The 25340-nt window shown below is 65.6% G+C and carries 28 protein-coding genes, 1 tRNA gene and 1 other RNA gene; 14 read left to right on the forward strand and 16 right to left on the reverse strand.

All coding sequences use genetic code 11. The features are described 5' to 3' along the window. Positions 1–63: 63 nt before the first annotated feature. From FHG09_RS18930 to FHG09_RS18950, 5 genes are all read left to right on the forward strand, one after another. A complete protein-coding gene (locus FHG09_RS18930) occupies positions 64–699 on the forward strand; it encodes a ClpP family protease (protein WP_152349199.1) in 636 nt (211 codons plus the stop codon). Then, a complete protein-coding gene (locus FHG09_RS18935) occupies positions 696–1277 on the forward strand; it encodes a ClpP family protease (protein ID WP_152349200.1) in 582 nt (193 codons plus the stop codon). Before FHG09_RS18930 ends, FHG09_RS18935 begins: the two co-directional genes overlap by 4 nt. 80 nt (positions 1278–1357) lie before the next feature. Next, positions 1358–2674 (forward strand): sensor histidine kinase, encoded by a 1317-nt coding sequence (locus FHG09_RS18940; protein ID WP_193627452.1) that lies wholly within the window; start codon positions 1358–1360, stop codon positions 2672–2674. Continuing rightward, positions 2671–3345, forward strand: coding sequence for a response regulator transcription factor (locus tag FHG09_RS18945; protein WP_152349202.1), 675 nt, complete (start codon positions 2671–2673; stop codon positions 3343–3345). The genes FHG09_RS18940 and FHG09_RS18945 overlap by 4 nt, the downstream gene beginning before the upstream one ends. Positions 3346–3464: 119 nt before the next feature. Continuing rightward, complete coding sequence (locus FHG09_RS18950) at positions 3465–3746, forward strand: SHOCT domain-containing protein (protein WP_152349203.1); 282 nt, start codon at positions 3465–3467, stop codon at positions 3744–3746. Positions 3747–3751: 5 nt separating this feature from the next. Here the strand turns inward: FHG09_RS18950 and FHG09_RS18955 are convergent, their stop codons facing one another. Next, positions 3752–4111 (reverse strand): helix-turn-helix domain-containing protein, encoded by a 360-nt coding sequence (locus tag FHG09_RS18955; RefSeq protein ID WP_227492881.1) that lies wholly within the window; start codon positions 4109–4111, stop codon positions 3752–3754. A gap of 178 nt (positions 4112–4289) precedes the next feature. Between FHG09_RS18955 and FHG09_RS18960 the strand changes: the two genes are divergently transcribed. Continuing rightward, a complete protein-coding gene (locus FHG09_RS18960) occupies positions 4290–5318 on the forward strand; it encodes an iron-siderophore ABC transporter substrate-binding protein (RefSeq protein WP_152349204.1) in 1029 nt (342 codons plus the stop codon). A gap of 47 nt (positions 5319–5365) precedes the next feature. On the opposite strand, the gene FHG09_RS18965 is transcribed toward FHG09_RS18960, so the two are convergent. The 3 genes from FHG09_RS18965 to FHG09_RS18975 all read right to left on the reverse strand — a co-directional run bounded on the left by FHG09_RS18965 (position 5366) and on the right by FHG09_RS18975 (position 7556). After that, positions 5366–6889, reverse strand: coding sequence for an Ig-like domain-containing protein (locus tag FHG09_RS18965; protein WP_227492882.1), 1524 nt, complete (start codon positions 6887–6889; stop codon positions 5366–5368). Positions 6890–7069: 180 nt separating this feature from the next. Beyond that, positions 7070–7165: signal recognition particle sRNA small type (ffs, locus tag FHG09_RS18970), an RNA gene on the reverse strand. A 76-nt stretch (positions 7166–7241) separates the two neighbouring features. Then, positions 7242–7556: a YciI family protein gene (locus FHG09_RS18975; protein WP_227492887.1), complete on the reverse strand. Its 315-nt coding sequence runs from the start codon at positions 7554–7556 to the stop codon at positions 7242–7244. A gap of 279 nt (positions 7557–7835) precedes the next feature. On the opposite strand from FHG09_RS18975, the gene FHG09_RS18980 reads away from it, so the two are divergent. Then, a tRNA-Ser gene (locus FHG09_RS18980) sits at positions 7836–7923 on the forward strand. Between the two features lie 300 nt (positions 7924–8223). Here the strand turns inward: FHG09_RS18980 and FHG09_RS18985 are convergent. The 3 genes from FHG09_RS18985 to FHG09_RS18995 form a co-directional block, all read right to left on the reverse strand. Then, entirely contained in the window at positions 8224–9807 is a 1584-nt protein-coding gene (locus FHG09_RS18985; protein ID WP_152349206.1) for a SpoIID/LytB domain-containing protein, read from the reverse strand. Between the two features lie 101 nt (positions 9808–9908). Continuing rightward, a complete protein-coding gene (locus tag FHG09_RS18990) occupies positions 9909–10442 on the reverse strand; it encodes a type 1 glutamine amidotransferase domain-containing protein (RefSeq protein ID WP_152349207.1) in 534 nt (177 codons plus the stop codon). Between the two features lie 259 nt (positions 10443–10701). Beyond that, the gene (locus tag FHG09_RS18995) at positions 10702–11385 is read right to left on the reverse strand and encodes a hypothetical protein (RefSeq protein WP_152349208.1); all 684 of its coding nucleotides are present in this window, start codon (positions 11383–11385) and stop codon (positions 10702–10704) included. A gap of 276 nt (positions 11386–11661) precedes the next feature. Here FHG09_RS18995 and FHG09_RS19000 point away from each other — a divergent pair, with 276 nt between their 5' ends. From FHG09_RS19000 to FHG09_RS19015, 4 genes are all read left to right on the forward strand, one after another. Beyond that, entirely contained in the window at positions 11662–12069 is a 408-nt protein-coding gene (locus FHG09_RS19000; RefSeq protein ID WP_152349209.1) for a YciI family protein, read from the forward strand. Between the two features lie 24 nt (positions 12070–12093). Beyond that, positions 12094–13293 (forward strand): RNA polymerase sigma factor, encoded by a 1200-nt coding sequence (locus FHG09_RS19005; protein ID WP_152349210.1) that lies wholly within the window; start codon positions 12094–12096, stop codon positions 13291–13293. A 205-nt stretch (positions 13294–13498) separates the two neighbouring features. After that, complete coding sequence (locus tag FHG09_RS19010) at positions 13499–14560, forward strand: FUSC family protein (protein WP_227492888.1); 1062 nt, start codon at positions 13499–13501, stop codon at positions 14558–14560. A 39-nt stretch (positions 14561–14599) separates the two neighbouring features. Next, positions 14600–15310 (forward strand): DNA alkylation repair protein, encoded by a 711-nt coding sequence (locus tag FHG09_RS19015; protein ID WP_152349212.1) that lies wholly within the window; start codon positions 14600–14602, stop codon positions 15308–15310. Positions 15311–15322: 12 nt separating this feature from the next. On the opposite strand, the gene FHG09_RS19020 is transcribed toward FHG09_RS19015, so the two are convergent. The 9 genes from FHG09_RS19020 to FHG09_RS19060 all read right to left on the reverse strand — a co-directional run bounded on the left by FHG09_RS19020 (position 15323) and on the right by FHG09_RS19060 (position 23117). After that, the gene (locus tag FHG09_RS19020; RefSeq protein WP_152349213.1) at positions 15323–16126 is read right to left on the reverse strand and encodes an ABC transporter ATP-binding protein; all 804 of its coding nucleotides are present in this window, start codon (positions 16124–16126) and stop codon (positions 15323–15325) included. Further along, complete coding sequence (locus FHG09_RS19025; RefSeq protein WP_152349214.1) at positions 16123–17169, reverse strand: FecCD family ABC transporter permease; 1047 nt, start codon at positions 17167–17169, stop codon at positions 16123–16125. Before FHG09_RS19025 ends, FHG09_RS19020 begins: the two co-directional genes overlap by 4 nt. After that, a complete protein-coding gene (locus FHG09_RS19030) occupies positions 17166–18206 on the reverse strand; it encodes a FecCD family ABC transporter permease (protein ID WP_152349215.1) in 1041 nt (346 codons plus the stop codon). The genes FHG09_RS19025 and FHG09_RS19030 overlap by 4 nt, the downstream gene beginning before the upstream one ends. A gap of 12 nt (positions 18207–18218) precedes the next feature. After that, positions 18219–19247 carry an iron-siderophore ABC transporter substrate-binding protein gene (locus tag FHG09_RS19035; RefSeq protein ID WP_152349216.1) on the reverse strand — a complete coding sequence of 343 codons (1029 nt, stop codon included), beginning with the start codon at positions 19245–19247 and terminating at the stop codon, positions 18219–18221. 119 nt (positions 19248–19366) lie between these two features. Next, on the reverse strand, positions 19367–20206 hold the full coding sequence (locus FHG09_RS19040; RefSeq protein WP_152349217.1) for a helix-turn-helix domain-containing protein: 840 nt from the start codon (positions 20204–20206) through the stop codon (positions 19367–19369). Positions 20207–20225: 19 nt separating this feature from the next. Then, a complete protein-coding gene (locus FHG09_RS19045) occupies positions 20226–21641 on the reverse strand; it encodes an amidase (protein WP_227492883.1) in 1416 nt (471 codons plus the stop codon). A 70-nt stretch (positions 21642–21711) separates the two neighbouring features. Continuing rightward, positions 21712–22074 carry a winged helix-turn-helix domain-containing protein gene (locus tag FHG09_RS19050; protein ID WP_152349219.1) on the reverse strand — a complete coding sequence of 121 codons (363 nt, stop codon included), beginning with the start codon at positions 22072–22074 and terminating at the stop codon, positions 21712–21714. A 13-nt stretch (positions 22075–22087) separates the two neighbouring features. Further along, positions 22088–22510: a hypothetical protein gene (locus tag FHG09_RS19055; protein ID WP_152349220.1), complete on the reverse strand. Its 423-nt coding sequence runs from the start codon at positions 22508–22510 to the stop codon at positions 22088–22090. 157 nt (positions 22511–22667) lie between these two features. Next, positions 22668–23117, reverse strand: coding sequence for a flavodoxin family protein (locus tag FHG09_RS19060; RefSeq protein WP_152349221.1), 450 nt, complete (start codon positions 23115–23117; stop codon positions 22668–22670). Between the two features lie 58 nt (positions 23118–23175). Between FHG09_RS19060 and FHG09_RS19065 the strand changes: the two genes are divergently transcribed. The 3 genes from FHG09_RS19065 to FHG09_RS19075 all read left to right on the forward strand — a co-directional run bounded on the left by FHG09_RS19065 (position 23176) and on the right by FHG09_RS19075 (position 25252). Continuing rightward, on the forward strand, positions 23176–24087 hold the full coding sequence (locus FHG09_RS19065) for a Sir2 family NAD-dependent protein deacetylase (protein ID WP_152349222.1): 912 nt from the start codon (positions 23176–23178) through the stop codon (positions 24085–24087). A gap of 69 nt (positions 24088–24156) precedes the next feature. After that, positions 24157–24747: a TIGR03085 family metal-binding protein gene (locus FHG09_RS19070; protein WP_152349223.1), complete on the forward strand. Its 591-nt coding sequence runs from the start codon at positions 24157–24159 to the stop codon at positions 24745–24747. Between the two features lie 103 nt (positions 24748–24850). Then, positions 24851–25252, forward strand: coding sequence for a DUF4190 domain-containing protein (locus FHG09_RS19075; RefSeq protein WP_152349224.1), 402 nt, complete (start codon positions 24851–24853; stop codon positions 25250–25252). Positions 25253–25340 lie beyond the last annotated feature (88 nt).

Raw genomic sequence — 25340 nt, forward strand, 5'->3', positions numbered from 1 at the left:
GCACGGTCCCGCTTCCAGCGGATCCGTGCTCGGTTCGCCGTCGCTGGATCGCACAGTGGAGACATGCACACACGAACCGCAACCAGCCCATTGGTGTTCTCCGAGCCCGACGAGTCTCCGACGACGACCGCGATCCCCGAAACCCGGAGAATGCTCTACGCCTACCGATCCGTCGTCTTCAACGGAGAGCTGCGCGACGAGAACGGAATGGAGATCATCTCCCGCCTCGTCCTCCTCTCCGCCGAGGACCCACGCTCCGATATCCACCTGTGGATCAACTCTCCCGGCGGATCCGTGCCGATGATGCACGCGATCGCCGACACCATCGCCGCCCTGCCCAATGACGTGGTCACGATCGCCTTCGGGTGGGCCGCCTCGGCGGGGCAGTTCGTGCTCAGCATGGGCACACCCGGAAGACGTCTGGCCCTGCCCCACGCCCGCATCCTCCTCCACCAGGGCTCTGGTGGGATCGGAGGAGCCGCCGCCGATATCGAACTCCAAGGCGACGACCTCCGCGAGGTCCGGGACTCCGTGCTCACCCGGATCGCCGAGGCGACCGAGAAGTCGTACGAACGCATCTTCGAAGACTCACTGCGGGACCGATGGTTCACCGCCGAGGAGGCGATCGAATACGGACTCGTCGACCGGGTCCTGACTTCCCCGGCCGATCTGCACGCGCAGATCGGAGGAACCCGATGAGCCAGTACACGATTCCCAACGTCGTCGACCGCTCCGGTGGCAGCGAGAAGATCGTCGACGTCTATTCTCACCTGCTCGGCAATCGCATCGTCTACCTCGGCGTGCCCGTCGACGACGGGGTGGCGAACACGATCATCGCGCAGCTGCTGCACCTCGATTCGAGCAGCCGGGATCTGCCGATCAGCATGTACATCAACTCCCCGGGCGGGTCACTGACCGCGATGACCGCGATCTTCGACGCCATGCACCACATCGGCTCACCCGTGGCCACCACCTGCGTCGGGCAGGCTGCCGCCGACGCGGCCGTGCTCCTGGCCGCCGGAGAACCCGGGCAGCGGGCGATGCTCGCCCACGCCCGCGCGGTGCTGCGGCAGCCGCACGCCGAAGGAGCACGGGGCACGATCCCCGACCTCATCGTCGCCGCAGACGAGATCGTGCGACAGCGCCGAGAAGTCGAAGAGATGCTCGCCGACAGCACCGGTCGGACCCCGGAGCAGATCCACCGTGACTTCGATCGCGACCTCGTCCTCGACGCACAGGCGGCACGGGACTTCGGACTCGTCGACGTCATCCTCTGACTCTCTGCTCCCACCGAGGTGGTCGGAAGTACTCCCCGAGGATGACGACGACCTCGGGCGCGGGTCGCTACGATCGGAGAATGAGATCGGACCGTCCAGACCTCCGCGCACCCGCGGAAGGATCTCCGCCGCGCGCACGCCGACGGATCGTCCTTCTCACCGTCGCCGCAGTGGTGCTGCAGCTGCCGTTCGCCATCGTCCTTGCCGCCCAGACCGATACGTCTGCGGCCGCGATGATCGTCCGCATCGGCACTGCGGTCGTCTCACCTGCGATCTTCTTCTTCGCAGCGAGGTGGCCGGGACCGCGCGCGGCAGCACTGGCGGGACTTGCCCTCCTCGACATCCTGGTGTGGGCGGCAGCGACTCCCGATGCAGGATCCGGCGGACACGGAATGGGACCAAGCCCGTGGGGCGACCGCGGACCGTGGTCACCGGTGGAGGCCGGGCCCGGGACGACGCCGTTCTATGCCGCCTTTCTCTTCGCCGTCGTCGCCGCGATGGTCCGCGGACGTCAGCTCTGGGCGATCGCCTCGGCGGCGGGAGTCTGGGTGGGCTGCCTGCTGCTCGGCCCCATGCTGGGAATCGATTGGTCGGTGGGGCGGGTGGTCTCGGCCACGATGGGACTGGCAATCGCCGTGGGCATCGGCGCATTCGTCCGCCGCCGCGGCGAGCTGGCGCGCCAGGAGGCAGCCGAACAGAGCGCTCGCCACGCCGAGGTGGTCCAAGTCGAACGACTGCGCATCGCCCGGGATCTCCACGACGTCCTCGGCCATGCTCTGTCACAGATCAACGTCCAAGCCGGAGTCGGCGAACACCTCATCGACCGCGACCCCGAGCAGGCTCGTTCGGCGCTCGCCGCTATCAGGGAGCTCAGCCGCACGGGGCTCAATGAAGTGCGCACCGTGCTGCACACGATGCGCTCGGACGCCGGTTCTGCGGACGGGGCGGAGCCGGCGCCCTTGGCACCGATGCTCGGGCTCGACGATGTCCCGGCTCTGATCTCCCGCCTCGTCGGCTCCACCGGCATCAGCGTGGACGATCGGCGGGACACCGACGCCGGAGGAGCGCGGGAGAGCCCCGGCCAGTCGACGGATGCGGCCGCCTATCGGATCATCCAGGAAGCGCTGACGAATGTGCTCAGACATGCGCAGGCCAGCAGCGCACAGGTCGTGATCGAACGGACCTCGGACCGACTGCGCGTGCGCATCAGCGATGATGGGACGGGGATGTCCGGCGGTGCTGAAGGGGCGGGAATCATGGGCATGCGCGAGAGGGCGAAGCTGCTGAACGGAACACTCGAACTGTCATCGGCAGGTCAGCGGGGAACCACCGTCGACGTCGACCTTCCCTGGAGCGTCGATCCGACAGGGACACCCGGCGAGGAGGCGCGGCGATGACACCGATCCGAGTCGCGATCGCCGACGATCATCAGCTCGTGCGCGCCGGCTTCGCCTCGCTGCTGGATTCCGAGGACGACATCGCGGTCACGATCCAAGCCTCCGGCGGGCAGGACCTCCTCGACGCGCTGCGCAGGGCGCCCGTCGACGTCGTCCTCATGGACATCCGCATGCCCGGCGGAGACGGTCTGTGGGCGACGGAGGAGATCGCTGCCGATCCGCGGCTCGATGCCGTCCGCGTGGTCCTCGTGACGACCTTCGGCCTCGACGAGTACATCGTTCGAGCCGTGCGCGCCGGGGCCAGCGGCTTCCTGCTCAAGGACACCGACCCGACCGACCTCATCCGAGCCGTGCGCGTCGTCGCCGCCGGTGAGGCTCTGCTCTCACCCGAGGTCACGAAGTACCTGCTCTCCCGCATGTCACTGGGGCTGAAGGCGGAACCTGACGCCAGGCTCGACGTCCTCACGGACCGGGAGCGCGAAGTCCTCGCGCTCGTCGGCCGAGGTCAGTCGAACGACGAGATCGCCGCATCGCTCGTGCTCTCCCCGCTGACCGCGAAGACCCATGTCTCCCGCATCATGACGAAGGTCGGGGCCCGGGACCGCGTCCACCTCGTCGTCCTCGCCTACGAATCGGGGCTGGTGTCGCCCGGCTGGCTCAACGAACGCTGAGATCTGCTCCGCAGGAAGCAGCACAGGTGACTCCCGTCGGCGGATTCGCCGCGCCCGGCTCGAGGTGTGTGATGGATGTCAGGTCCACGACCGCCGTGGACACCCGCCAAGGAGGCATCATGCATATGGAACACGGTCCGCTGGCCTGGCCGTTCTTCGTCCTCATCCCGATCTTCTGGGTCCTCGTCATCGGACTCATCATCGCCCTCATCGTCACGCTCAACCGTCGCCGGTGGCGGCAGGCCGGGGGACCGCCGTGGGCGAATGCGGCACGAGAGGGGACGAGGAGCGCCGAGGCGACTCTGGCGCAGCGTTTCGCCCAGGGCGACATCGAGGAGGCCGAATACCGCGCCCGCCTCGAGGTGCTGCGGGCGAATCGGCTCGAGGCCGGTGACGGCTGAGTCGTTCAGGCAGCCAGAGCGAGCCGCACCTGACCCGCCGCCGGCGGAGAGGGTGCGGCTCGCGTCATATCGGCGGCGGACAGCAGCGCGGTCGCGGAGACCCCGGAGGTCATGCCGACAGCTGCGAGCACGAGAACCTGCGGAAGCTGCAGACCGAGGACCGCTGCGACGGCCTCGATGACTTCCGACGACGGGTCCTTGAGCCCGCGTTCGATCTCGGAGAGGAACTGGGTCGAGACCCCGGACCGTTCGGAGACCTGTGCCAGGGTGAGACCCATGTCGGTCCGGCGCAGTCGGAGTGCGCGGCCGAGCGCCTCACGCCACAGCGGCGGCGGGGTCGGACTGTGCGGGAGCATGTGGGTCATGGGGTGAGCCTACGGTTCGCAGGGCCACCTCGGCGAGGGTTTCTGCTCTCAGCAGAGATGGGACATCGACGTGAAGTGGCTCACAGATATTGCGGAATCGGCGGCCGGTTAAGTTAGGCTGTCCTACGTTAATGTCGAGGGGTCGCATCAGGCTCCGACCACTGTCGAAAGGACAGGAATGTCAGTTCCTCACAGCCGCCGGGCCGTCATCACCGGAGCGCTCGTCGCGCTCTCGCTCACCGCCACCGCCTGCGGACAGGGATCGCAGGCCGCGCAGGAGTCCGGGTCTGCCGATTTCGAGACCGTGACGATCAAGCACGCGCTCGGCGAAGCGGTCATCGAGGCCGAGCCCGAACGCGTCGTCACCCTCGGTCAGGGATCGACGGAGACCGCGATCGCGTTGGGCAAGACTCCGGTCGGCATGGAGGAATACGCGTGGGGATCCGATGACACCGGGTACATGCCGTGGATCTATGAGGCGGTGAAGGACAAGGGCGAGGAGCTGCCGGAGCAGTTCCAGGGCGACACGGAACTCGATGTCGAGGCGATCGCCGAGCTCGAACCCGATGTCATCCTCGCCCCCTGGTCCGGGATCACCGCCGATCAGTACGAGCAGCTCGATGCCATCGCCCCGACCGTGGCCTACCCGAAGCAGCCGTGGACCATCGAATGGGATGAGCAGATCACGACTATCGGGAAAGCGCTCGGTCAGGAAGAGGAATCCGAGGGTCTCGTCGACGACATCAAGACGCAGCTGAAGGAGGCCAAGCGGGACGAGTACAAGGACCTCACGTTCTCCTACATCTACAACTCCGGTCCCGGTACTCTCGGCGTCTTCTATCCCTCCGAGCAGCGCGTGGCCATGGTCTCCGCCCTCGGCTTGACTCCCGACCCGGTCATCGATGAGCTGAAGAAGGACTATGACGAGCCGGGAACGGATTCGGCGCTCATCGGTCTGGAGAACGCCGACAAGCTCAATGACTCGGACATCATCTTCACCTTCTACTCCGACGAGAAGAACAGGCAGGAGATCGAATCGCAGGGACTGTACGCGAACATTCCGGCTATCAAGTCCGGTGCCGTCGTGGCCTCCGCAGACCAGGCGTTCGTCACCGGGTCCTCGATCATCAACCCGCTCACCGTTCCGTGGACGCTGGAGCGATATGTGCCGATGATCGACAAGGCCGTGGAGAAGCTCGACAAGTAAGTCGACGGCGACGGCCCGGTCGAGTCAGACAGGCAAGCTGGGCGCTCTCAGGCGAGGGCGCTCAGCTTCTTCCATTCATTCCAGGAATAGACCCAGTCCGAGATGTCGCTGTCGTTGGTCGACAGGCTCACATGCGAACCGGTGACCTCGACCGGATCGCCGAAGATCGCGGAGTCGTAATACTCCTTCGCCCGCTGGGTGGTGAGGTTGATGCAGCCGTGCGAGACGTTCTGCGAGCCCTGGACGCCGGCAGACCACGGGGCGGCGTGGATGAACTCGCCGTTGTTGTGGATGCGCACGGCCCACTGCACATCGGTCTCGTAGTCCCACTGCTCGGATGTCATGGTGTAGTCGGCGGCCTTCGACATCACCACATGCGTGCCGTTGTACGACGGGGACTTCGGGGCGCCGAGGGAGGCCGGGAAGTCCATGACCGTCTTGCCGTCTCGGGTGACGGTCATGCGGTGGGTCTTCACATCGGCCTTGACGACCTGTTTGCGTCCGATCTCGAAATCGAGTGTGAGGTCGTTCTGACCCACACTGTTCTCTCCCGTCGGCACGTCCTTGAGAGGAACATCGACGGAGACCTTCGAATGGGCGGGCCAGAATTCCTTCGGTCGGAAATGCAGTCGGGACTGCGGGTCGTCATAGAGCCAGCCCCACGAGCCGTCGACCTTCCGTTCCTTGCCGTCCTCGTCGGTGACCTTGACCGAGAGGCGACGTTCCACATCGTCTCGGAATTCATTGGACACGGTGGAACCGAAGTTGAGCATGATGGGGGCGGCGACGCCGACCGTCTGATCATCGGCGAGCGTTGTGCGCACCGATATCGGTGCTCCGTCGCTGGCACCGACGGTGATCGTGGCATCGAAGTCGACCTCGTCACCACCGTCCGTCGTGGCGGTGGCCTTCACGGTATATTCGCTGTCGGCGACGAGGCCGTAGGTCGAGATCCAGGCGGCGGACTCAGCCGGGGCGGATACCGCCTCGGCGTCGTCCTCGTTCGCTGTTCCGCCGTTCTTCGTTTCATCGTCGATGGGCTCGGACTCGGTGGAGCTAGGGGTCGACGCACCGGCCCGAGCATCCTCATCGGTCTCGAGTGCCGTTCCGGAAGCGTCGAAGAATGTGCCGGGATCGTGCGCGATCCGGGGGTGGGCCTCCTCGGTGACGGAGACGTCACTGAGGTCGGCGTTCTCAACGGAGATGCCGATGCGCCGGCCGGGGTCGAGGTCGATCTCATCTCCGGATTCGGTCACTTCGCCGAAGTTCTCTGCGCCGGGGATCGAGGCGGCTGAATCGGGGGACTGACTCGGGTCCGCAGCGGAGGTCGCGCCCTCGCTGGGCTGCGATGTCGCATCCTCACCGGGCTGCGATGTCGGAGTCGATTCGGACGCGGACTCTGCGGCTTCGTCGGTGACGGCTCCGACGCGGAACACGGGTTCTGCGGCCGCCTCGGCGGTCTTGTTCGCGCCATTGCGGGTCGCATCGGGATCGTTGCTCGACGGCGTGCACGCCGTGAGCAGGGCCAGCGCCGAAAGGGCGGCAAGGGCCCCTTGGATCTTTGTGGACAACAGGGAAACCTCGTTAAAACACAGGGATGAGAACTGCGAATAATGGTAATGAAGCAAAATCACGAAAGTATTAACGAATTCGCTTCTCGGCCCCGATTCTGGCGTCCGGAAGGCTGCGGAGGCAGAGCTGACCTGGGCAGACGGGGGATAAGGGGAGTTGTGGAATTGTGATCTTGGGGAATAGAGGACTCCCCGTGCACCCGACAGAGCTCGCTTACCCTTGCTGCCTTCCGGCCCTGGGGGAGTTCACAAGATGACGCCGCACGGGGAGCCACGAATCAGTCTAGTCGAGAGCGGCCTCGGTGGACAAAACGAGTGGGCGGGGCCACACGGTCGCTTGAATCGACGGGACTCAGCCGTTGTTGAGGCGACCTTGCTCGATCCATTCCTGTTCTTTCTGGATCCATTCGTTGTCTTCGGGGAAGTCCTCGGGGCCGTTGATCCGCTCCCTCAGGTTGCCATAGGCACCGGGGGTGGTAGTCGGTTCGCTGCCGGAGAAGTCGACGACGGCGCCTTCGGACGGGTCGGCCAGGCCGGCGCCGTCGGACAGGACGCCGGCGTTGATCATCGATTCGTTGTAGGTGCCCATGGCGGCGATCATCTCGTTGAAGTCGGCTTCGGCCATTCGTTCGACGGCGACCTGATCGACCGTGCGCATGATGAGCATGAATTTCACGAGGACTCCTCGGTCGGGAACGTGCCTGAGCGGAGTCGGCTGAGACCGCTTCGCGCACTGCTCACGGCAAGCCTATGCCGATTCCCCTGAGGTGCGGGATACACCACGGCTCACTCGGAGCAGATGCCAAGCTCCGGGTGCGCACTCCAGGCTCCGGCTGCTGCGAGCGGTCGCTGACTGGGGGACCTGTTCACCTGCGGGAAGTGGGATGCTTCACACTCGGCCACCGCGATTTCGCATTGTCGTCATGACTCGGATAAGCTGATTCGCGGAGGATTCGCCTAGTGGCCTATGGCGCTCGCCTGGAACGCGGGTTGGGTTAACGCCCTCAGGGGTTCGAATCCCCTATCCTCCGCCACGGAAGTCCCGGCCCGCAGATTCTGCGGGCCGGGACTTCGCCGTTCCGCTCTTACTTCGCCCCGATCTTTTCTCCCCGTCATCGTGCGCGAGAAGGAAGCCGAACTCGTCAACAAGGGACTGCTCACCCCCGCCGGAGTGCGAACCCGCCCGTCGGAATCCCTCAGGTAACGCGAAACTCGAAAGAGTCGCCACCAGTGACGACATTTTCGAGTTTCGCGTTACCTGAGCTCGGTCGGTCGCGGTCGGCGCGGTGAGCTCGGTCGGTCGCGGTCGGCTCGCTGAGCTCGGGCGGTCGCGGTCACTTTACGTTGAACGATGCGGACTTGAGCTTCAGCTTCGTTCGCAGCTGATCGCCGGTGCGACTTATGGTCTTTCCCTTCACCGAGGTGGCCTTCACCGTCTTCACCAAACCCGAACCGGTCTTCGACACCGACAGGGAACGGACGTCTGCCAGACCGAATGCCCGTGCCATATCGGCCTGCTTGATCGTCACCGACCACGAGGCGTTCGGGTTCTTCGCCGAGGCATACTTCGACGGAGAGTCATCGACCGAAACCAGGTAGGGCACGGACGACCCCCACACCTCGGCGGCGGAATGCGTCTTGTTTCCGGCCGACGAGGAATAGACAGCGTCGATGAGGCTGCCCTTGTACGTGACGACACGAGCCGACTTCACCGTCGACCCGCTCGTGGTCTGGGTCGCGGCCACGGCTCTGCGCCAGGGACCGGAGTCGCTCGCGTTCTCATGAGTCCACCCGAGGAAACGCTGCGAGGCCACCTCGTCGTAGACATGGCAGCCACACGCCGGCTTCGCGGCGCCGAGGTTGCGGTAAGCGTAGGTGCGGGAGGCGATGGCCTGACTGCGCAGAGCCTCGGACTGCCAGGACGCGGGCATCTCGGCGATGCCGGGCAGGTACTCCTTGTTGAGACCCAGGACGTTGATGACATTGAGCGTGCTCTTCAGCTGGCTGATCTCGAGGCGACCGTGACGGTAGGTGCCGGTCGCCCCGTTCTGCGCTCCGCTGACTGACACCGTCGTCGCCGAAGAGCCCTTCCAATACCGGGTGCCCTGCCATTCGACGACGATCTTCGACCCCGAATAGCTCTGCGACCCGATCTTCGCCTTGATCATGCCGGACGAGGTGCGTTCGATCGAGATCTTCGAGCCCGACTCCACGGTCTTCGACCCGACTGCGACCCGCAGACGACCGGAGCGTGGAGTGACCGTCACCGACTTCTTCCCGGTCAGCAGCTGCACCTTGAGGTCGGTGTCGGCGTTCTTCGTCATCGTCGTGACCTTCGCGCCGGTGTAGTAGTGCTGAAGGATCTGTGTCGACGTCTTCCCGGCTGCAGCCATTCCGCGCGCCCCGTACTGGCTCATCCCGACCCCATGGCCGAACCCCGACCCCGTGATCGCGAACGACGACGGCGCCTTCGCCGACTTCGTGAGCTTCACCTTCGCACCGGACTTCGCCATCCACACGATCATGCCGTGCTGGAACTTCTGCCTGACTTCGGAGCCCGACCGATACTCATTGCTCGTCGGATATCCCAGAGTTCCGCGCTCCCAACCGGACTTCTTCCATGCTGTGCGGATGGCGCCCCACGTGGCGTGCGCGCCCGTGGCCTTCGTCCAGTGGATGCTGCCGTGCTTGAACGACTGATAGCAGCCCTTCTGGATCAGTGTGCACCGCTGCGGGCCGGTGGCCGGGCCGAGCTTTCCGGCTTTTCCGCCGAGCGATGTGTGCATCGTGCCGATCGCACCCGACGTCTCATATGCCGCATGCGCAGGAGACGGTGTGGTGCACAGGATGAGGAGGAGCCCGATGAGCAGTGCCACGAGGGCAGGAGTCGTCGCCTTGAGGAACGGGGAAGCTGGCATGAGTAGATCATATGCGCGGCTGTCAAGACCGCGGGTGACGAACAGAAGAACTCCCCGAAACGATCGTTCCGGGGAGTTCGTCGAAGGGTCTGTCCGACTGCTCAGCTGAACTTGTCGGCGATCGCCTTGTTGAATGCGTCGAGGTCGCCGGGATTGCGCGAGGTGATGAGGTTGCCGTCGATGACCACCTCGGTGTCGGTCCAGTCGGCGCCGGCGTTGATGAGGTCGGTCTTCGTCGAGATGAAGGAGGTCAGATTCCGTCCCTTCGCCACTCCCGCCTCGGCGAGGATCCACGGTGCGTGGCAGATCGCGGCGACCGGTTTGTCGGCGGCGAAGAACGCCTTGACGAGGTTGACTGCGTCCTCGTTCAGGCGCAGAGCGTCGGCGTTGAGGGTGCCGCCGGGCAGGACGAGGGCGTCGAAGTCATCGACGGAGGCCTCGGCGACGGGAACGTCGACGTCGAAGGTCTTCGCGTGCTCCCAATCGCCTTCCATCGCCTGCAGAGTCCCCTCCGAGGGGGAGACGATGACGGTCGTCGCACCGGCTTCGTCGAGGGCAGCGCGCGGGCTGGTCAGTTCGACCTGCTCGACGCCGCTGGTGAGGAGGAATGCGACCTTCTTGTCAGAGAGTGCCATGGTGGTGCTCCTTGTCGGTTGTGATCGGTGAGATTGTCGAATCTGACATGGGCGCGGCCAGCCGGAACGACGAGGCCGACCTGGGGCTGGGCCGACGCCCACAGTGGGCACAACAATGGAAAATGCGGACTTGTTCCAGACCGCGACGAACGCACTCCCCTGGTCGCGGTGTCCAGGGGAGTGCGAGTCGGGGATGCGAGACGCTCGAGGGGAGCGGGTCGGGGAGGTCGCGTCAGGGACGGAACCGAGCAGCGCCGGCTCAGATGTTCGGGAATTCGAGGCTGTAGCCGATGCCGGACTGCGACGCCGAGGTGATCTTCACGGTGCCGTAGTGATTCTTTCCGGCCGCGGTGACGGTGCAGGACTGCGAGCCGCTGTGGGAATAGATCCGCAGGTCCGAGTAGCAGTCGACCGTGTCGACCGTGGTGCCCTGCTTGGCGTAGGCGTGTTCGATGTCCTTCTCGAGCACGTCCGCGGGGATCTTGCCGTTGCCGTCCGCGTCGAGCTCGACTCCCTCTTCACCGATCCGCGGGCCCTGGTAGCCGTCGGTCGTGTCGTTCGACGAGGAGGATCCGTTCGCGGCGGAACCGTTCGATGACGACCCGGTCGAGGTGGAGGAATCACTCGCCGAGGAGGCGCTGGAGGATTCCGAGGATCCGCCGCTGCCGTTGGTGCTGCTGCCAGTCGTGCCGTTGTCCGTCGTGCCGGTCGACCCCGCACCGTCGGTGGCGGAGTTCGAGGTGGGGCCCGTATCCGTTGTCTGGTCTTCGGCGGTCGTCTCGGAGTTGTTCTCGGTCTGCTGCCCCTGTGCCTGCTGGCCATCCTGTTCCTGGGCCTGACCCTCCTGGCCGAAGGAGATGTGCATATCGCAGGCCGAGAGCGTCAGGGTCGCGGCGAGGGCTCCGGCAACGGTGATGGTCTTGAGAAGTGTCTGTGTCTTCATGATCTGCTCCTGGACTCATGTGCGATCAAGCGGTCGGTGTTTCGTACCTGACAAGCTTCTCAACGCAGAGCCGTGACCTGGGGTGATCTGTGTTCGCATCCGGTGACGCGTGTTCCAGGACGGACACATCGGCCTATTCTGGGACTGTGTTCGACGACCTGAGCAGAATGAATCCGAGAGATCTTCGCCGCTGATGTCGAGAACACTCGTCCGGCTGCGTCCCAGATATGTCAGCGAGCACAACCCGTGCGAGCGACACGAGACAAGGAGACCATCATGGCCAAGTACCTCATGCTCAAGCACTATCGGATGTCGAGCGAATATATGGACTACACCCCGATGGACCAGTGGAGCCCCGCCGAGGTCGACGCACATATGGCGTATATGAACGCCTTCGCCGACAAGCTCAAGGACACGGGCGAATTCGTCGATTCCCAGGCGCTCTCACCCGAGGGCACCTTCGTCCAATCGGGTGGACGGGGCAGACCTCCGGTCACGGACGGTCCCTTCCCCGAGACGAAGGACCTCATCGCCGGGTGGATGGTCATCGACGTCGAGGATTACGACCGCGCCCTCGAACTCGCTGGTGAGCTGTCGGCCGCACCGGGCAAAGGCGGGGAGCCGATCAACGAATGGCTCGAACTGCGGCCCTTCCTCGATCACGCACCCTGCGTGGACGAGTGATCGGGGACGTGAACGGAGACCGCGATGACCGATCCGGATCCCCTCGCCGAGGCGGAGCTGCGTGGGCTCGTCCCCGCCGTGATCGGCATCCTCGTCAGTCGTGGAGCAGACTTCGCGACCGCCGAGGATGCCGTACAGGACGCCCTCATCGCAGCCCTGCGATCGTGGCCGTCCGAGCCGCCCCGCGACCGGCAGGGCTGGCTCGTGACAGTGGCGTGGCGGAAGTTCCTCGATACCGTGCGGTCCGACGGAACGCGGATGAGACGCGAGGAACGGGTCATGGCAGCCACACTCGCCGAACCAGGGGCCTCATCCGAACCCGGGACCGACAGCGTCGCGAACGCCGATGACACCCTCGATCTCTACTTCCTCTGCGCCCATCCCGACCTCAGTCCCGCTTCGGCGGTGGCCCTGACCCTGCGGGCGGTGGGCGGACTGACGACGAAGCAGATCGCCGACGCCTATATGGTGCCCGAAGCGACGATGGCCCAACGCATCAGCCGCGCCAAATCCACGATCGCAGGCTCACGACTCAACCGGCTCGGCGAGCTGTCCTCGGTGCTCACCACTCTCTACCTCGTGTTCAACGAGGGCCACTCGGGCGACGTCGACCTCGTCGCCGAAGCGATCCGACTGACCCGGACGCTGAAGACGATAATCGAATCCGCCGAGGTGGACGGACTCCTCGCGCTCATGCTCCTCCACCACGCCCGTCGCGACGCCCGGTTCGGTCCCGACGGTCGACTCATCGCCCTGGTCGATCAGGACCGCTCCCGATGGGATCGCCACCTTATTCGCGAGGGCATCGAGATCCTGCAGTCCGCGCTCGCCCGCGACGAACTCGGACAGTATCAGGCACAGGCGGCGATTGCGGCGCTGCACGCCGACGCTCAGCAGGTCGACGACACCGATTGGGTGCAGATCGTCGAGTGGTACGACGAGCTGCTGGCCCTGCGTGATACGCCGATCGTGCGCCTCAACCGGGCCGTGGCCGTCGGGGAGGCCGACGGCCCTGCGGCCGGTCTGGCCGAACTGCGGGGGCTGGAGGAGAGTCTGCCGCGCTACTTCGCCGTGGAGGCACATCTGCGCGAACGGGCAGGACAGTCGGAGAGGGCCGCTGATCTCTATGCGATGGCTGCCGAACGGGCCGCAAGTGTGGCCGAACGCGACCACCTCAACCGGCAGGCGGCACGGGTCAGACCAGGACGGAAGCCTCCGGACTGACGATGAGGACGGAAACCGCAGTGATCACGGTCTCGGTCGGCCGCCTCGGCGAGCGAGGTTGATCACTCCTACCGGCGGAAGACGTCGACCCGCACCGGCAGCCGACTAGGATCGAAGGGAGCCTTCAACTCACCCTCCCATCTCAGCGATCCCGTCACCGGGGTCCGTTTCCGAGTCCGAAAGGGGCCGAATCCGTTTGAGCCGCGTGCAGGAGTTCTTCCGCATCCCACCGGGCGAACGCGACCATATTCCCGCGTTCCGCATCGCCTTGGGAGTCGCCATCCCGCTCCTCGTGCTGCTGGGAATCGACCGCCTCGACCTTGCCGTCTATGCCGCCTTCGGCGCCTTCACCGGCATCTATGCCCGATTCGAATCCCCACGCTCACGGACGAGGCGGCAGTCGATCGCGGCCGTCGTCCTCGTCGTCTGCGTGGGCATCGGGGCGCTGCTGGGCAGCCTCGGCGCATCGATCTGGGCACTCGTCGTCGTCACCTCGCTGGTGTCCGGCGTGGGAGCGGCCATCGCACTGCGCTTCCGGCTCAAACCCGGCGGGTCGATCTTCTTCATCTTCGCCACCGGAGCCGTCGGTTCCATCCCGAACGGCGCATCGGTGCCGCTGGCGATGGGCGTGGCGGCCGCCTCGGCGCTGGTGAGCATCGGTCTCGGGGCCCTGGCCCACCGCATCGGCGAACGGATGCCGCCGGAGAAGGAGACCTACGTCCGAGTGGGACTCTCGCCGGCGGGCAAGGCCGAACTCGCCGCCCACGCCGCCCGCTTCACGATCGCCCCGCTCATCGCCGGAATACTGGGCACTCTGCTCATCGATGTGCTGCCGCTGCTGTCGCACAGCTACTGGGCGATGGTCGCAGCGGTCGCACCGATCACCCCGCCGGGGCGCTCGGCCCGCCTCAAGCGCGGTGTCCATCGTGTGGTCGGAACCCTGCTGGGCGTGATCGTCACCGCATTCCTGCTGTCGTTCCCCACCGAGGCATGGCAGCTGGTCGTGTGGGTGATCCTGCTGCAGTTCCTCGCCGAGATCTTCGTGTTGCGCAACTATTCGGTGGCTCTGCTCTTCATCACACCGTTGGCCCTGCTCATGACTCAGATCGGCAACCCGCACCCGGTTGCGGAGCTGCTGGCCTCCCGCGCCATCGAAACCGTCATCGGTGCGGTAGTCGGCATGATCGTCGTCATCGTCGGATTCAGAGGAGTGAAGAAGTCACGCGCCCAGCTCGAAACGTCCCCACATGCCGATGACGATGACTGACTGCAGCGGCCGGTCCTCGGCTATCATCGGCTCACACCGATGCGCGCATTCGGGGCGCGCACGGATCCGACCCGGGAGTACACCGTGACAACCAGCACCGAGGTGCTCGCCGCCCTGGCCTCACTCGAGGATGAGAAGATCCGCGCCGTCAATGCCCGCCACGGCGACGACCACGCGGTCAACCTCACGAAGCTGCGAGCCGTGGCGAAGGAACTGAAGAAGAACGACGACCTCGCCGCCGAACTCTGGGCGTCCGGAGACACCGCGGCCCGCCTCGTCGCGATCCTCATCATGCGGCCCAAAGCCTGGAGCGAAGCACAGCTCGATGAGATGCTGCGTGACTCCCGAGTCCCGAAGGTGCACGGTTGGCTGGTCAGCAACATCGTCAAGAAGTCACCCCACGCCGAAGCGCTGCGCCGGGCCTGGATGGATGATCCCGACCCGGTGGTCGCCTCCGCCGGGTGGGCGCTGACGAGCGAGCGGGTCAACCGGAAGCCCGAGGGCCTCGATCTGCCCGGTCTGCTGGATGCGATCGAAGTGGAGATGGCCGATGCGCCCGAACGGCTGCAGTGGGCGATGAACGAGACGCTGTCGTATATCGGCATCGAGAACCCGGACCTGCGGGCACGGGCCATGGACATCGGTGAGCGCCTCGGCGTGCTGCGCGACTACCCGACCTCTCCCGGGTGCACCTCACCCTTCGCCCCGATCTGGATCGACGAGATGGTGGCTCGGAAGTCAGCGGACTGAGCCGTCGGCGAGTCAGCCCAGCGTGCGGTGACGCCCGATCGGGAGCATGAGCGGCTGACCGGACACGGGGTCCTCGATGATCCGGTTCTCCAGTCCAAAGACATGATGGACGTTGTCCTCGGTGAGAACCTCGGCAGGCGTGCCCTGGGCATGGATGGTGCCGCCTGAGAGCATGACGAGCCGATCACAGTAGCGGGCGGCGAGGTTGAGGTCGTGGAGGACCATGACGATCGTCACTCCGGAGCGATGATTGAGCTCGGTGAGCAGGTCGAGGACTTCGACCTGATGGTTGACGTCGAGGAAAGTCGTCGGTTCGTCGAGGAGCAGGATGTCGGTCTGCTGGGCCAGGGCCATCGCGATCCACACACGCTGTCGCTGACCTCCGGAGAGCTCGTCCACGGGCCGGTCGGCGAGCTCCGCTGTGCCGGTGGTGTCCAGGGCCTCGGCGACTGCGAGGTCGTCGGCGGCACTCCAGCGGGAGAAAGCTCCCTGATGCGGATGGCGACCTCGTCCGACGAGGTCGGCGACCGTGATGCCCTCCGGGGCGATCGGAGTCTGAGGGAGCAGGCCGAGGATGCGGGCGAGCTGCTTCGCGGGCATCGCATGCACCTGCCGACCGTCGAGGACAACCTGCCCCGCACGCGGGGTCAGCAGCCGAGACATCGATTTCAGCAGCGTGGACTTGCCGCAGGCATTGGCCCCGACGATGCCCGTGATGTCCCCGGACGGCAGGGTGAGGCTGAGGCCGGAGATGATATCGGCGTCCCCGTAGGACAGATGCAGACCCTCGGCCGCAAGCGAATGGTCCGTGGTCACAGGGAACCTCCCGAACGATTGATTCTGATGATGAGGTAGATGAGGTACGGGGCGCCGAGAACACCGGTGATGACACCGACCGGATACCGAGTGCCGAGTGCGAACTGACCGATGAGATCGGCGACGAGCACGAGGAGTGCCCCGACGAGTCCCGCTGGCATGAGGAGTGAGGAACCCGGCCCGATGAGTCGGGCGGCGATCGGTCCGGAGAGAAAGGCGACGAAGGCCACCGGGCCGGCCGCAGCGGTGGCGAAGGCGATGAGTCCGACGGCCGTGATGATGACGAAGAGGCGCGTCCGGGACACGCGCACGCCGAGAGCCTCGGCGGTGTCGTCGCCGAGCTGCGTGATCGAGAGGTTCTTCGACTGGCCGAGGAGCAGCGGGGCCAGGATGACGAGCGCGATGAGCACCGGAATCACGGACTCCCAATTCGCACCGTTGAGGCTGCCGGCCAACCAGCGCAGCGCCTCTTGGAGGTCCCATTGGGACGCCCGCGTTAGCTCCCAATTGATCAGGGCCGTCAGCATCGAGGAGATGCCGATGCCGACGAGGATGAGGCGGATTCCCGCAGCCCCGTTCTTATATGCGAGCAGATAGATGAGCAGCGCCACCGCGAGGCCGGCGACGATGGCGAAGATCGAGACGCCGGTGGTGCCGAGGCCGAGGGTGATGATCGCGAACACCGCGGCCGCCGATGCTCCCGAGCTGATGCCGATGATGTCGGGACTGGCCAGGGGATTGCGCAGCATCGTCTGGAACGTGACCCCGCCGAGTCCGAAGCTCAGCCCCACAGCCAGCGCCATCACGGCACGGGGCAGACGGAGACGGCCGACGGTGAAAGACGCCCCGGGGACCTGTTCGCCGGCGACGACACGGACGACCTTGTCGAAGGAATAGAAAGTCTGCCCGACCATGAGGCTGGCCAGAAAGGTCGCGACGATGAGCACGGAGAGGATCACGACGATGCTCGTCCAGCGCCTCGACCGCGCCCTGCGCAGGCTGACGACCGCCTCGGCAGTGGGGGTCAGTGGTGTGATACTCACAGGGATCGGACCTTCTGCCGGCGGACGATGGCGATGAAGAACGGAGCGCCGATGAGCGCGGTGAGAATGCCGACGTCAAGTTCGGCCGGTCGGGCGACGATGCGACCGAGGATGTCGGATGCAGTCAGCAGCCCGGCGCCGGTGACTGCCGAGAACGGGAGCAGCCACCGGTGGTCGACGCCGATGAGCAGTCGGCAGGCATGGGGGATGACGAGTCCGAGGAAGCCGATGGGTCCGGCCACGGCGGTGGCGGCACCGCAGAGGACGACGGCCCCGGCTGCGGACAGGGCTCGGGTGAGTCCCACATGCTGACCGAGACCCGCCGCGAGCTCGTCGCCGAGGGCAAGAGCGTTGAGCCCCGGACCACACCAGGCGCTGATGAGGAAGCCGCCGATGAGGAAGGGCACGATGAGCAGGACGGAATCCATGGTGACTCCGCCGACCCCACCGATCTGCCAATCCCGTGCGAGATCGGAGATGTCACCGCGAGGGAGGACTACAGCGGAGATGAAAGAGGACAGGGCAGCTGCGGTGGCGGCTCCGGCCAGAGCGAGCTTGAGCGGGGTCGCCCCCTGTCGGCCGAGGGACCCGACGGCGTAGACGAACACAGCGGTGACCGCCGCACCGGCGATGGCGAACCAGATATAGCCCTCAGCACTGGATATGCCGAAGAAGGCGATGCCGATGACCACGGCCAAGGACGCCCCGGTATTGACACCGAGGATGCCAGGGTCGGCCAGAGGATTGCGTGTCACACCCTGCATGACGGCTCCGGAGACGCCGAGGGCCGCGCCGACGCAGACGGCGAGCAGGGTGCGAGGGATGCGCTTGGCCACCGCGGCCTGATCGAAGCCGGTCGCCGAACCGCCGTAGGCGGCCCACACGTCATCCAGGCCGACATTGCGGGAGCCGATCATGGTCGAGGCGATCATGAGGACGACGACGAGGGTGAGGGCTGCGAGCATCCACAGGAAGCGGACGCGGGTCGACCGCCGCAGCCTGGCGGCGGTCGAGACCGCTGTCGAGGGGGCTGTCATCGAGGCGGCTGCCTACTTCTGATTCGAGGCGGCCTCGTCGAGCTCGTCGAGGTAGTCGTCGAGGATGTACGAGATCGACAGCGGAGTCGGGTTGGCGGCGGTGCCCAAGGGCTGGTCGCCGGGCAGGTTGACGATCGCATCGTTCTTCACCGCAGGCATCTGCGAGAGCAGTTCGTCGTCCTCGAGGGTCTTGACGAGCTTGTCGTCGCCGTAGGTGACGATGATGTCGACGTCGTCGAAGACATCGGCCTGTTCGGCACTGACCTTCGAGGAGAACTGATCGGTGGCGTCCGAAGCCTCTGCGATGCTGGCCGGTGCCTTCATTCCGAGGTCCTCGAAGAACATCGCTCGGGTGTCGTGCGTGGTGTAGAAGTTGACCTCGGACAGGTCGGAGGGGTCGACGTGGGTGAGGAACATCGTCGACTTGTCCTTGATCGCCGGGTGCTCGGCGACCGATGAGTCGATCTCCGATTCGAGGTCGGCGATGAGTTCCTCACCTTCGTCCTTCATGCCGATGGCTTCGCTGTTGATCTCGATCATCTCTCGCCAGGGGGTGCCCCACGCGGTCTCCGGATAGGCCACGACCGGTGCGATCTCGGACAACGTGTCATAGTCCTCCTGGCTCAGACCCGAATATCCGGCGAGGATGACGTCTGGCTGGGTGTCCGCGACGGCTTCGAAGTCGATGCCGTCGGTCTCGTCGAACAGCGTGGGCGTCTCCGCTCCCAGATCGTCGAGCTTGTCTTCGACCCATGGGAGAACGCCGTTGCCGTCATCATCTCCGAAGTCGGCGCCGGCCATGCCGACCGGTACGACGCCGAGCGCCAGGGGCACTTCATGGTTGGCCCAATTGACGGTGGCGACCCGTTCGGGCTTCGACTCGATCTTCGTCGTGCCGAGGGCGTGTTCGATGGTCACCGGTGCCCAGTCACCGTCGCCGGATTCGGCATCAGCGGATGAACCGGACGATGAACAGGCGGAGAGGGTGAGTGCTGCCAAGACGGCGACAGGCAGAGCGAAGGCACGAGATGGGCGGTTCATTGCTTCCTTTCGAAAGGTGCGTAGGGACACACCCGGAAAGCTGAGTAATTAGGTGTGCCTAATCAAAGTAGCCGAGGGGAGGTGTCGGCGCAATCGAGCAATAGCGACACTCGATTGCGTCAAACGGACAGATGCGTCGGTGGTATCTCTGCTCGGAGATTCGCCGGCGTCGTCCCCGTGATCCGTCTGCAGGCCGTGGTGAATGCGCTCGCCGAGGCATATCCCACCTCGGCGGCGGCATCGGGGATCTCGCAGCCGAGTCCGATCAAGGTGATCGCAGAGTGGATGCGGGCCGTGGTCACCCATCGGTTGAATCCCAGACCGGTCTCCGCGGTGAAGGCGCGGGTGATTGTGCGCGGGCTCGTTCCCAGGCGCGTCGCCCATCCCTGAAGGGTCGTCGGATCGCCGGGGTCGCCCAGCACCGTCTCGACGATCGGAGTCAGCAGCTCGGCGCTCGGTCGGTGGACGAGGACCTCGTGCTCGGCGGGGGACAGGACATCGAGGATCATCGCCTCGGTCAGCGCATAGGAATCGGTTCGGGGATCGAGGGTCTGCAGACGTGAGAGCAGAAGGCGCAGCAGCGGGTGGATTCGCACGGAGGTCGGCGCATCGCCCATCGGCGGATCGTCGACATCGAACTGTGCCGCTTTGACGACCACTCCGGCAGGCGTCCACCCGGAATGCGGGACCCCGGCCGGGATCCACATCCCCAGCGGCGGAGTGATCGTCCAGGTCCGGGCGCCGATCGTCACCGTTCCCACACCGGCATCTCGCCACAGCAGCTCATGGGTCGGATGGGAGTGTTCGGTCCAATAGGTCTCGTGCTCCATCGTCTCCGCAGAGCCGAGGATCTGCATCGGCAGAGACACCTGTCCCGCTGCGTAGCGGGGCAGACGGCGTTCGGTCACATGCTCCGAGGCCGAGCCCCCGGAGCGAAACGGTCTGATCGTGGTGGTCACTGCCTCAGAATACGCGGACTCATGTTCCGGTGATCTCCGGATGGCGAGTGTGGAATCCGGTGACCTGCTGGAAGGCGTGACCGGCCGCCAAGACCAAGGGCTCGGTGAAGTCACCGCCGACGAACTGAGCGGCCAGGGGAGTGCCGCGGTCGGTGAACCCTGCGGGCACCGTGATCGACGGCATCCCACAGTTGTCGATCGGAGCCGTCGGCACGGTCACCGCGGCAAACAGCTTCGGATCCGAACCCAGATTCTCCATCTGTTCGATCGTCGGTGAGCCGACGCCGATCCCCGGCAGCAGAAGCAGATCGATATCGGCCATCAGTGTGCGCATGCGGCCGGTGAAGGCCCGTCTCGATTCGAGCAGCCGGTGGTAGTCGACGGCGGACAGGCCGCGCCCCACCTCGATGAGACCGGACAGGTCGGGACCGTATTCCGTCGAGCGAGCCGGATACGTCTCGACGTGGACGCCGGCGGTTTCGACCCCGCACAGCGCCGTCCATTCCTGGGCCGCCGCCTCCATGCCGGGAGTCTCGACCTCGAGAACCCTCCACCCCAAGCCGGTGACGGCTTCGATGGTGTCGTCGAGCATCGCATTCGTGGCGGCGTCGAAGTGCTCTGCGGCCAGCGCGTGGTCGACACCGACGACCGGAGCCCGGTCGACGCGCAGCTGCCGGGGATAGTCGGGGACCGGTTCGAGCGAGGAGGTGGGATCGGCGGGATCGTGGCCGGCGATGGCCCGCAGTGCGATCGCGGCATCACGGGCGCTGCGGGTCATCGGTCCGATGTGGTCGAGGCTGGGAGCGAGTGCGAAGATACCGTGGCGAGAGACGCGGCCCCAGGTCGGTTTGAGGCCGGTGACCCCGTTGGCCGACGACGGCAGCCGGATCGATCCGCCGGTGTCCGAGCCCAGCGAGGCAAAGCAGAGTCCGGCCGCAGTGGCCACGCCCGAACCGGAGGAGGACACTCCCGACCAGGTGTCGGCGTCCCAGGGGTTGACTGGGGTCGGCAGGTCCGGATGGTGACCGGTGAACGCGCCCTCGGTCAGGCGCAGTTTGCCGAGGATGACGGCTCCGGCGGCCCGGAGTCGGGCGACGACGGTTGCATCGAAGTCGGGGCGGAAGTCCGCGTGGATCGTCGTGCCGGCTCCGGTCGGAGCATCGTGGGTGTTCGCGAGGTCCTTGACCGCAACGGGAACACCGTGCAGGTCACCGAGCCAGTGTCCGCGAGCCAGCAGCGCATCAGCCCGGTCGGCCTCGGCGAGAGCGGATTCGGCCATGACCGTGGCGAAGGCCTGCAGCCGGGGTTCGAGGCTGTCGATGCGCTCAAGCATCGCCTCGGTGACCTCATGGGAGGACAGCTGTCGGGTTCGGATGAGAGTAGAGACTTCGTGGAGTTCGAGGAACGGGATCTCAGAGCTCGTCGGTGTGGTCATCATGCCTCCTTGCAACGGTTTCCATCAGCCTAACCGATCTTCTCACCAGGGGGAACAGTGATTTCCAGGGCTATGCTCCGGCCAGTTCCCGCAGTGCTTGGATGTGTGCCTCGAGACGGCTGTTCCCGTCTTTGCTGATCGAGACCCAGGTGCGCGGGCGTTTGCCCACGTACCCTTTCTTCACCTCGATCATTCCGGCCTTCTCGAGTGCGGTGATGTGCCGGGAGAGCACGGAATCGGAGACGCCGAGACTGTCGCGCAGCAGTTTGAACTCGGCTCTGTCCCGGTTCTTCAGGCTCGAGACGATGCCGAGCCGTGTGGGGTTGTTGAGTTCCGGTTCGAGGCGGGTCAGAGAGTCGCCGAGGTGGGGGATCGGCTCGTCTTCGGTGCGGGCGTCCTCTGGTTCGGTTGCGGAGTTGTGTTTCGCAGTCATCGTCGGTCCCTCCTCAGCGGCGCAGGGCCAACAGGGAGAAGACCGGGGCGGCGACCCACAGCAGTCCTGCGGCGATGAACGGGATCGGACCGCCGGCTGCGAACGAATCGGCCATGACGCCGGCGACGAAGGCGACGATGATGACGCCCAGCCATGTCAGCAGCAGAGCCGTGGAGCGGCGGCTCCAGGACAAAGCCGTGACGAGGTAGACGACCAGTGCCGGGACGAGCCAGCTCAGTCCGGCTCCGGCGATGATGAGCTGAGTCGTGTTGTCGTCGATGATGCCGATGGCCGTGAGCCCGACGGAGAGTCCGGCGGAGAGGACGAAGAGCAGTGTGACCAGCGGCCACGCATCCCCGCTGCGCGCCTGGGACTGGTTCGCTTCGACCTGGTTGAGAAGATCTGCTGCCTGCTGTGGGGTGGGGTTCGCGTTCATGTCGGTTCCTTTGAGTGGTGGTGGCTCTGAGGAAGTGATTCCACATTACCAACTACTTTCCAATGTGGAAAGTAGTTTCACCAAAAACTTCCCCACTACTACCTGACGGCGGCCCAGCAACCTCGCGCGAGGTTGCTGGGCCGCCGTCAGGTAGTAATCAGGGGGTGGAGACTGCGACTGTGGCGGCCAATTCCGTGGCCCGCTCCAAATGCTCCTCGGTGACTTCGCCGGTGAAGATGAGGGGGTCGAAGGCGAGCTTCCAGCCCAGGCCGGTCGTGATCTGCTTCATCGCGGTTTCGGCACCGGTCGTGTCGTAGCCGCCGTGGATCCAGTAGGAGAACGGCCTGCCGGCGGTCGGCTCGCGCACCGCGTCATAGGTGGTGTCGAAGAAGTGTTTGAGGGCACCGGAGATATAGCCGAAGTTCGCGGTCGTGCCGAGCACATAGGCATCCGCAGCGAGCACATCCGCAACACTTGCCTCCAGCGCCGGGCGGATGGTGACGTCGATGTCGCCGAGCTCGGGCATACGCAGTCCGGACTCGGCCGCCTCGGCGATCCGTACCGTCGCAGCGGACGGGGAATGATGAACGAGCAGAACGTTGACCATGGCCCCACCCTAGCCCCGCCCGGTGCCCTCCGTCAGCACTCATGTCTACAGTGGAGCCATGGCAGTCATCTTCGACCCCCTGCGCGGACGCATGCGTCCAGAAGCCAGCCACCCCGATGCCGCGATCATCGACGTGCTCACGAAGACCTATTCCGACGCGGACTGGGCGGTGCTCACCGGCGCGGGAATGAGCACGGACTCCGGCGTGCCCGACTACCGCGGACCGGATTCCCTGCCGCGGAAGCCGATGACGATCCAGACTTTCCTCTCCCACCCCGATCAGCGAGCCAGGTACTGGGCGCGATCCTGGATGGGCTGGCCGCGGATGCGCGGCACCCAACCGAACCAAGCTCACGTCGCCCTGGCCGAGCTGTCCGTGGCCGGGATCATCACCCAGAACGTCGATGGACTCCATCAGGCCGCCGCCGAGGCGGTCGCCGCCGACCGTGCGACAGAGGCCGGAGCGCCGGCGCCGAGTCCCGTCATCGACCTCCACGGCAGCCTCGACCGGGTGATCTGCTTGAGCAACGGGCACCTGTTCGACCGCGACCTGGTGCAGCGGAGACTGAGCGAACTCAACCCGGACTTCGCCGAGGAGGTCGGCATCGACCCCATCGACGTCGAAACCGCACCCGACGGCGACGTCGAACTCGAGGATACTGCCGGATTCGCAGTCCTCGACTGCCCCGAATGCGGTGGACTGCTCAAACCCGATGTCGTCTACTTCGGCGATTCCGTCCCGGCCGCCAGGGTCCAGGCAGCCAATCGGATCGCCGACGAGGCTGCCGGACTCGTGGTGCTCGGTTCCTCGCTTGCAGTGCTGTCGGGACTGCGGTTCGTCAGGACGGCTGCGAAGGCAGGCAAACCCGTCGTCATCGTCACCGACGGGCCGACCCGCGGAGACGAATTCGCCGACTTCCGGTCGGTCTCCCGCGTCGCCGACTTCCTCACGGCCTGGGCAGGGCGGTGAGGTGACAAGCCGCTGAGATGAGACCCGGCATCCAGGGGAGTCCAAGCCGGGGATGGAAGACTGAGAGTCATGAGAGACAATCTGGCTCGCGCCGAACGACTGCGCCTTGTCGACACAGCCCGCCGCGCCGGGGACGACGCACCCACCCTGTGTGAAGGGTGGACGGTCAGGGACCTTGCCACCCACCTCGTCATCCGCGAACGTCATCCCCGCGCTGCCGCGGGCATCTTCATGCCGAAGTTCTCCGACCGCCTGCAGGCGAAGGAAGACGAGTACGCCGAGATGCCGTTCAGCCGGCTGCTCGGACTCGTCGCCGCACCGCCGAAGTGGACTCCGGGCGCCCTGCCGGGAGTGGAGACGGTGATGAACACGACCGAGTTCCTCGTCCACCACGAAGACATCCGCCGGGCCGCGATCGAATGGATTCCGCGTCAGCTGTCGCAAGCAGAGACCGCGACCGTGTGGGCACAAACGAAGGTGGCCCTCCTGCCCTACGCGGCGAAGGCGAAGGGTCCCGTGACGGTCGAAGCCCCGGGCTTCGGCACCCGCACAGCGGGGAAGAAGGGCAGCGGTGAGGCCGCGACGATCACCGGGGCACCTCTCGAGCTGCTTCTCTACCTCATGGGACGAGAAGACCACGCACTCGTCGACGTGCGCTGAACTTCGGGAAAACCCTATCCAGGTCGGGGGATTGGTCCCTGTCGGCGTCCGGTGACGTCTTCCTAGGCTGGTGTCAACAGCCGATACCAAGGAGACCAGCACCATGAACGCAGCACCCACCCCGACCCCCGATCAGTTCGACCAGACCTCCGCGGGACAGTACCCACACCCGTCCGCCGGGCAGTACGAAGCACCGCAGAGCTACCCGACGCAGAACCGCTATGGCCAACGCGCCGAGGAGGACCCGGGCAAGGTGCTCGGCATCGTCTCGCTCGTGGCGACCCTGTCGACCTTCCTCGGATTCAACTTCATCGGACCCGTCGTCGGCATCATCACCGGACATATGGCGCGCAAGCGCTCACAGGAAGCAGGTTTCGGAGACAACGAGATGGGCAAATGGGGGTTCATCTTGGGCCTTGTCTTCCTCGGACTCCTCGTCCTCGGATGGGCACTCGGAATCTCCTTCGGCATCGTCGGCGGCCTGGCCAGCCTCATGGCCGGCTGACCGCGACAAGAAGGCAACACCGACAGAGAAACGTCAGAGGGCCGACCCGTGTGGGTCGGCCCTCTGACGATTTGAGAAGCCCGTGTCA

Source organism: Brevibacterium sp. CFH 10365 (genome assembly GCF_009299785.1).
Classification (GTDB): domain Bacteria; phylum Actinomycetota; class Actinomycetes; order Actinomycetales; family Brevibacteriaceae; genus Brevibacterium; species Brevibacterium limosum.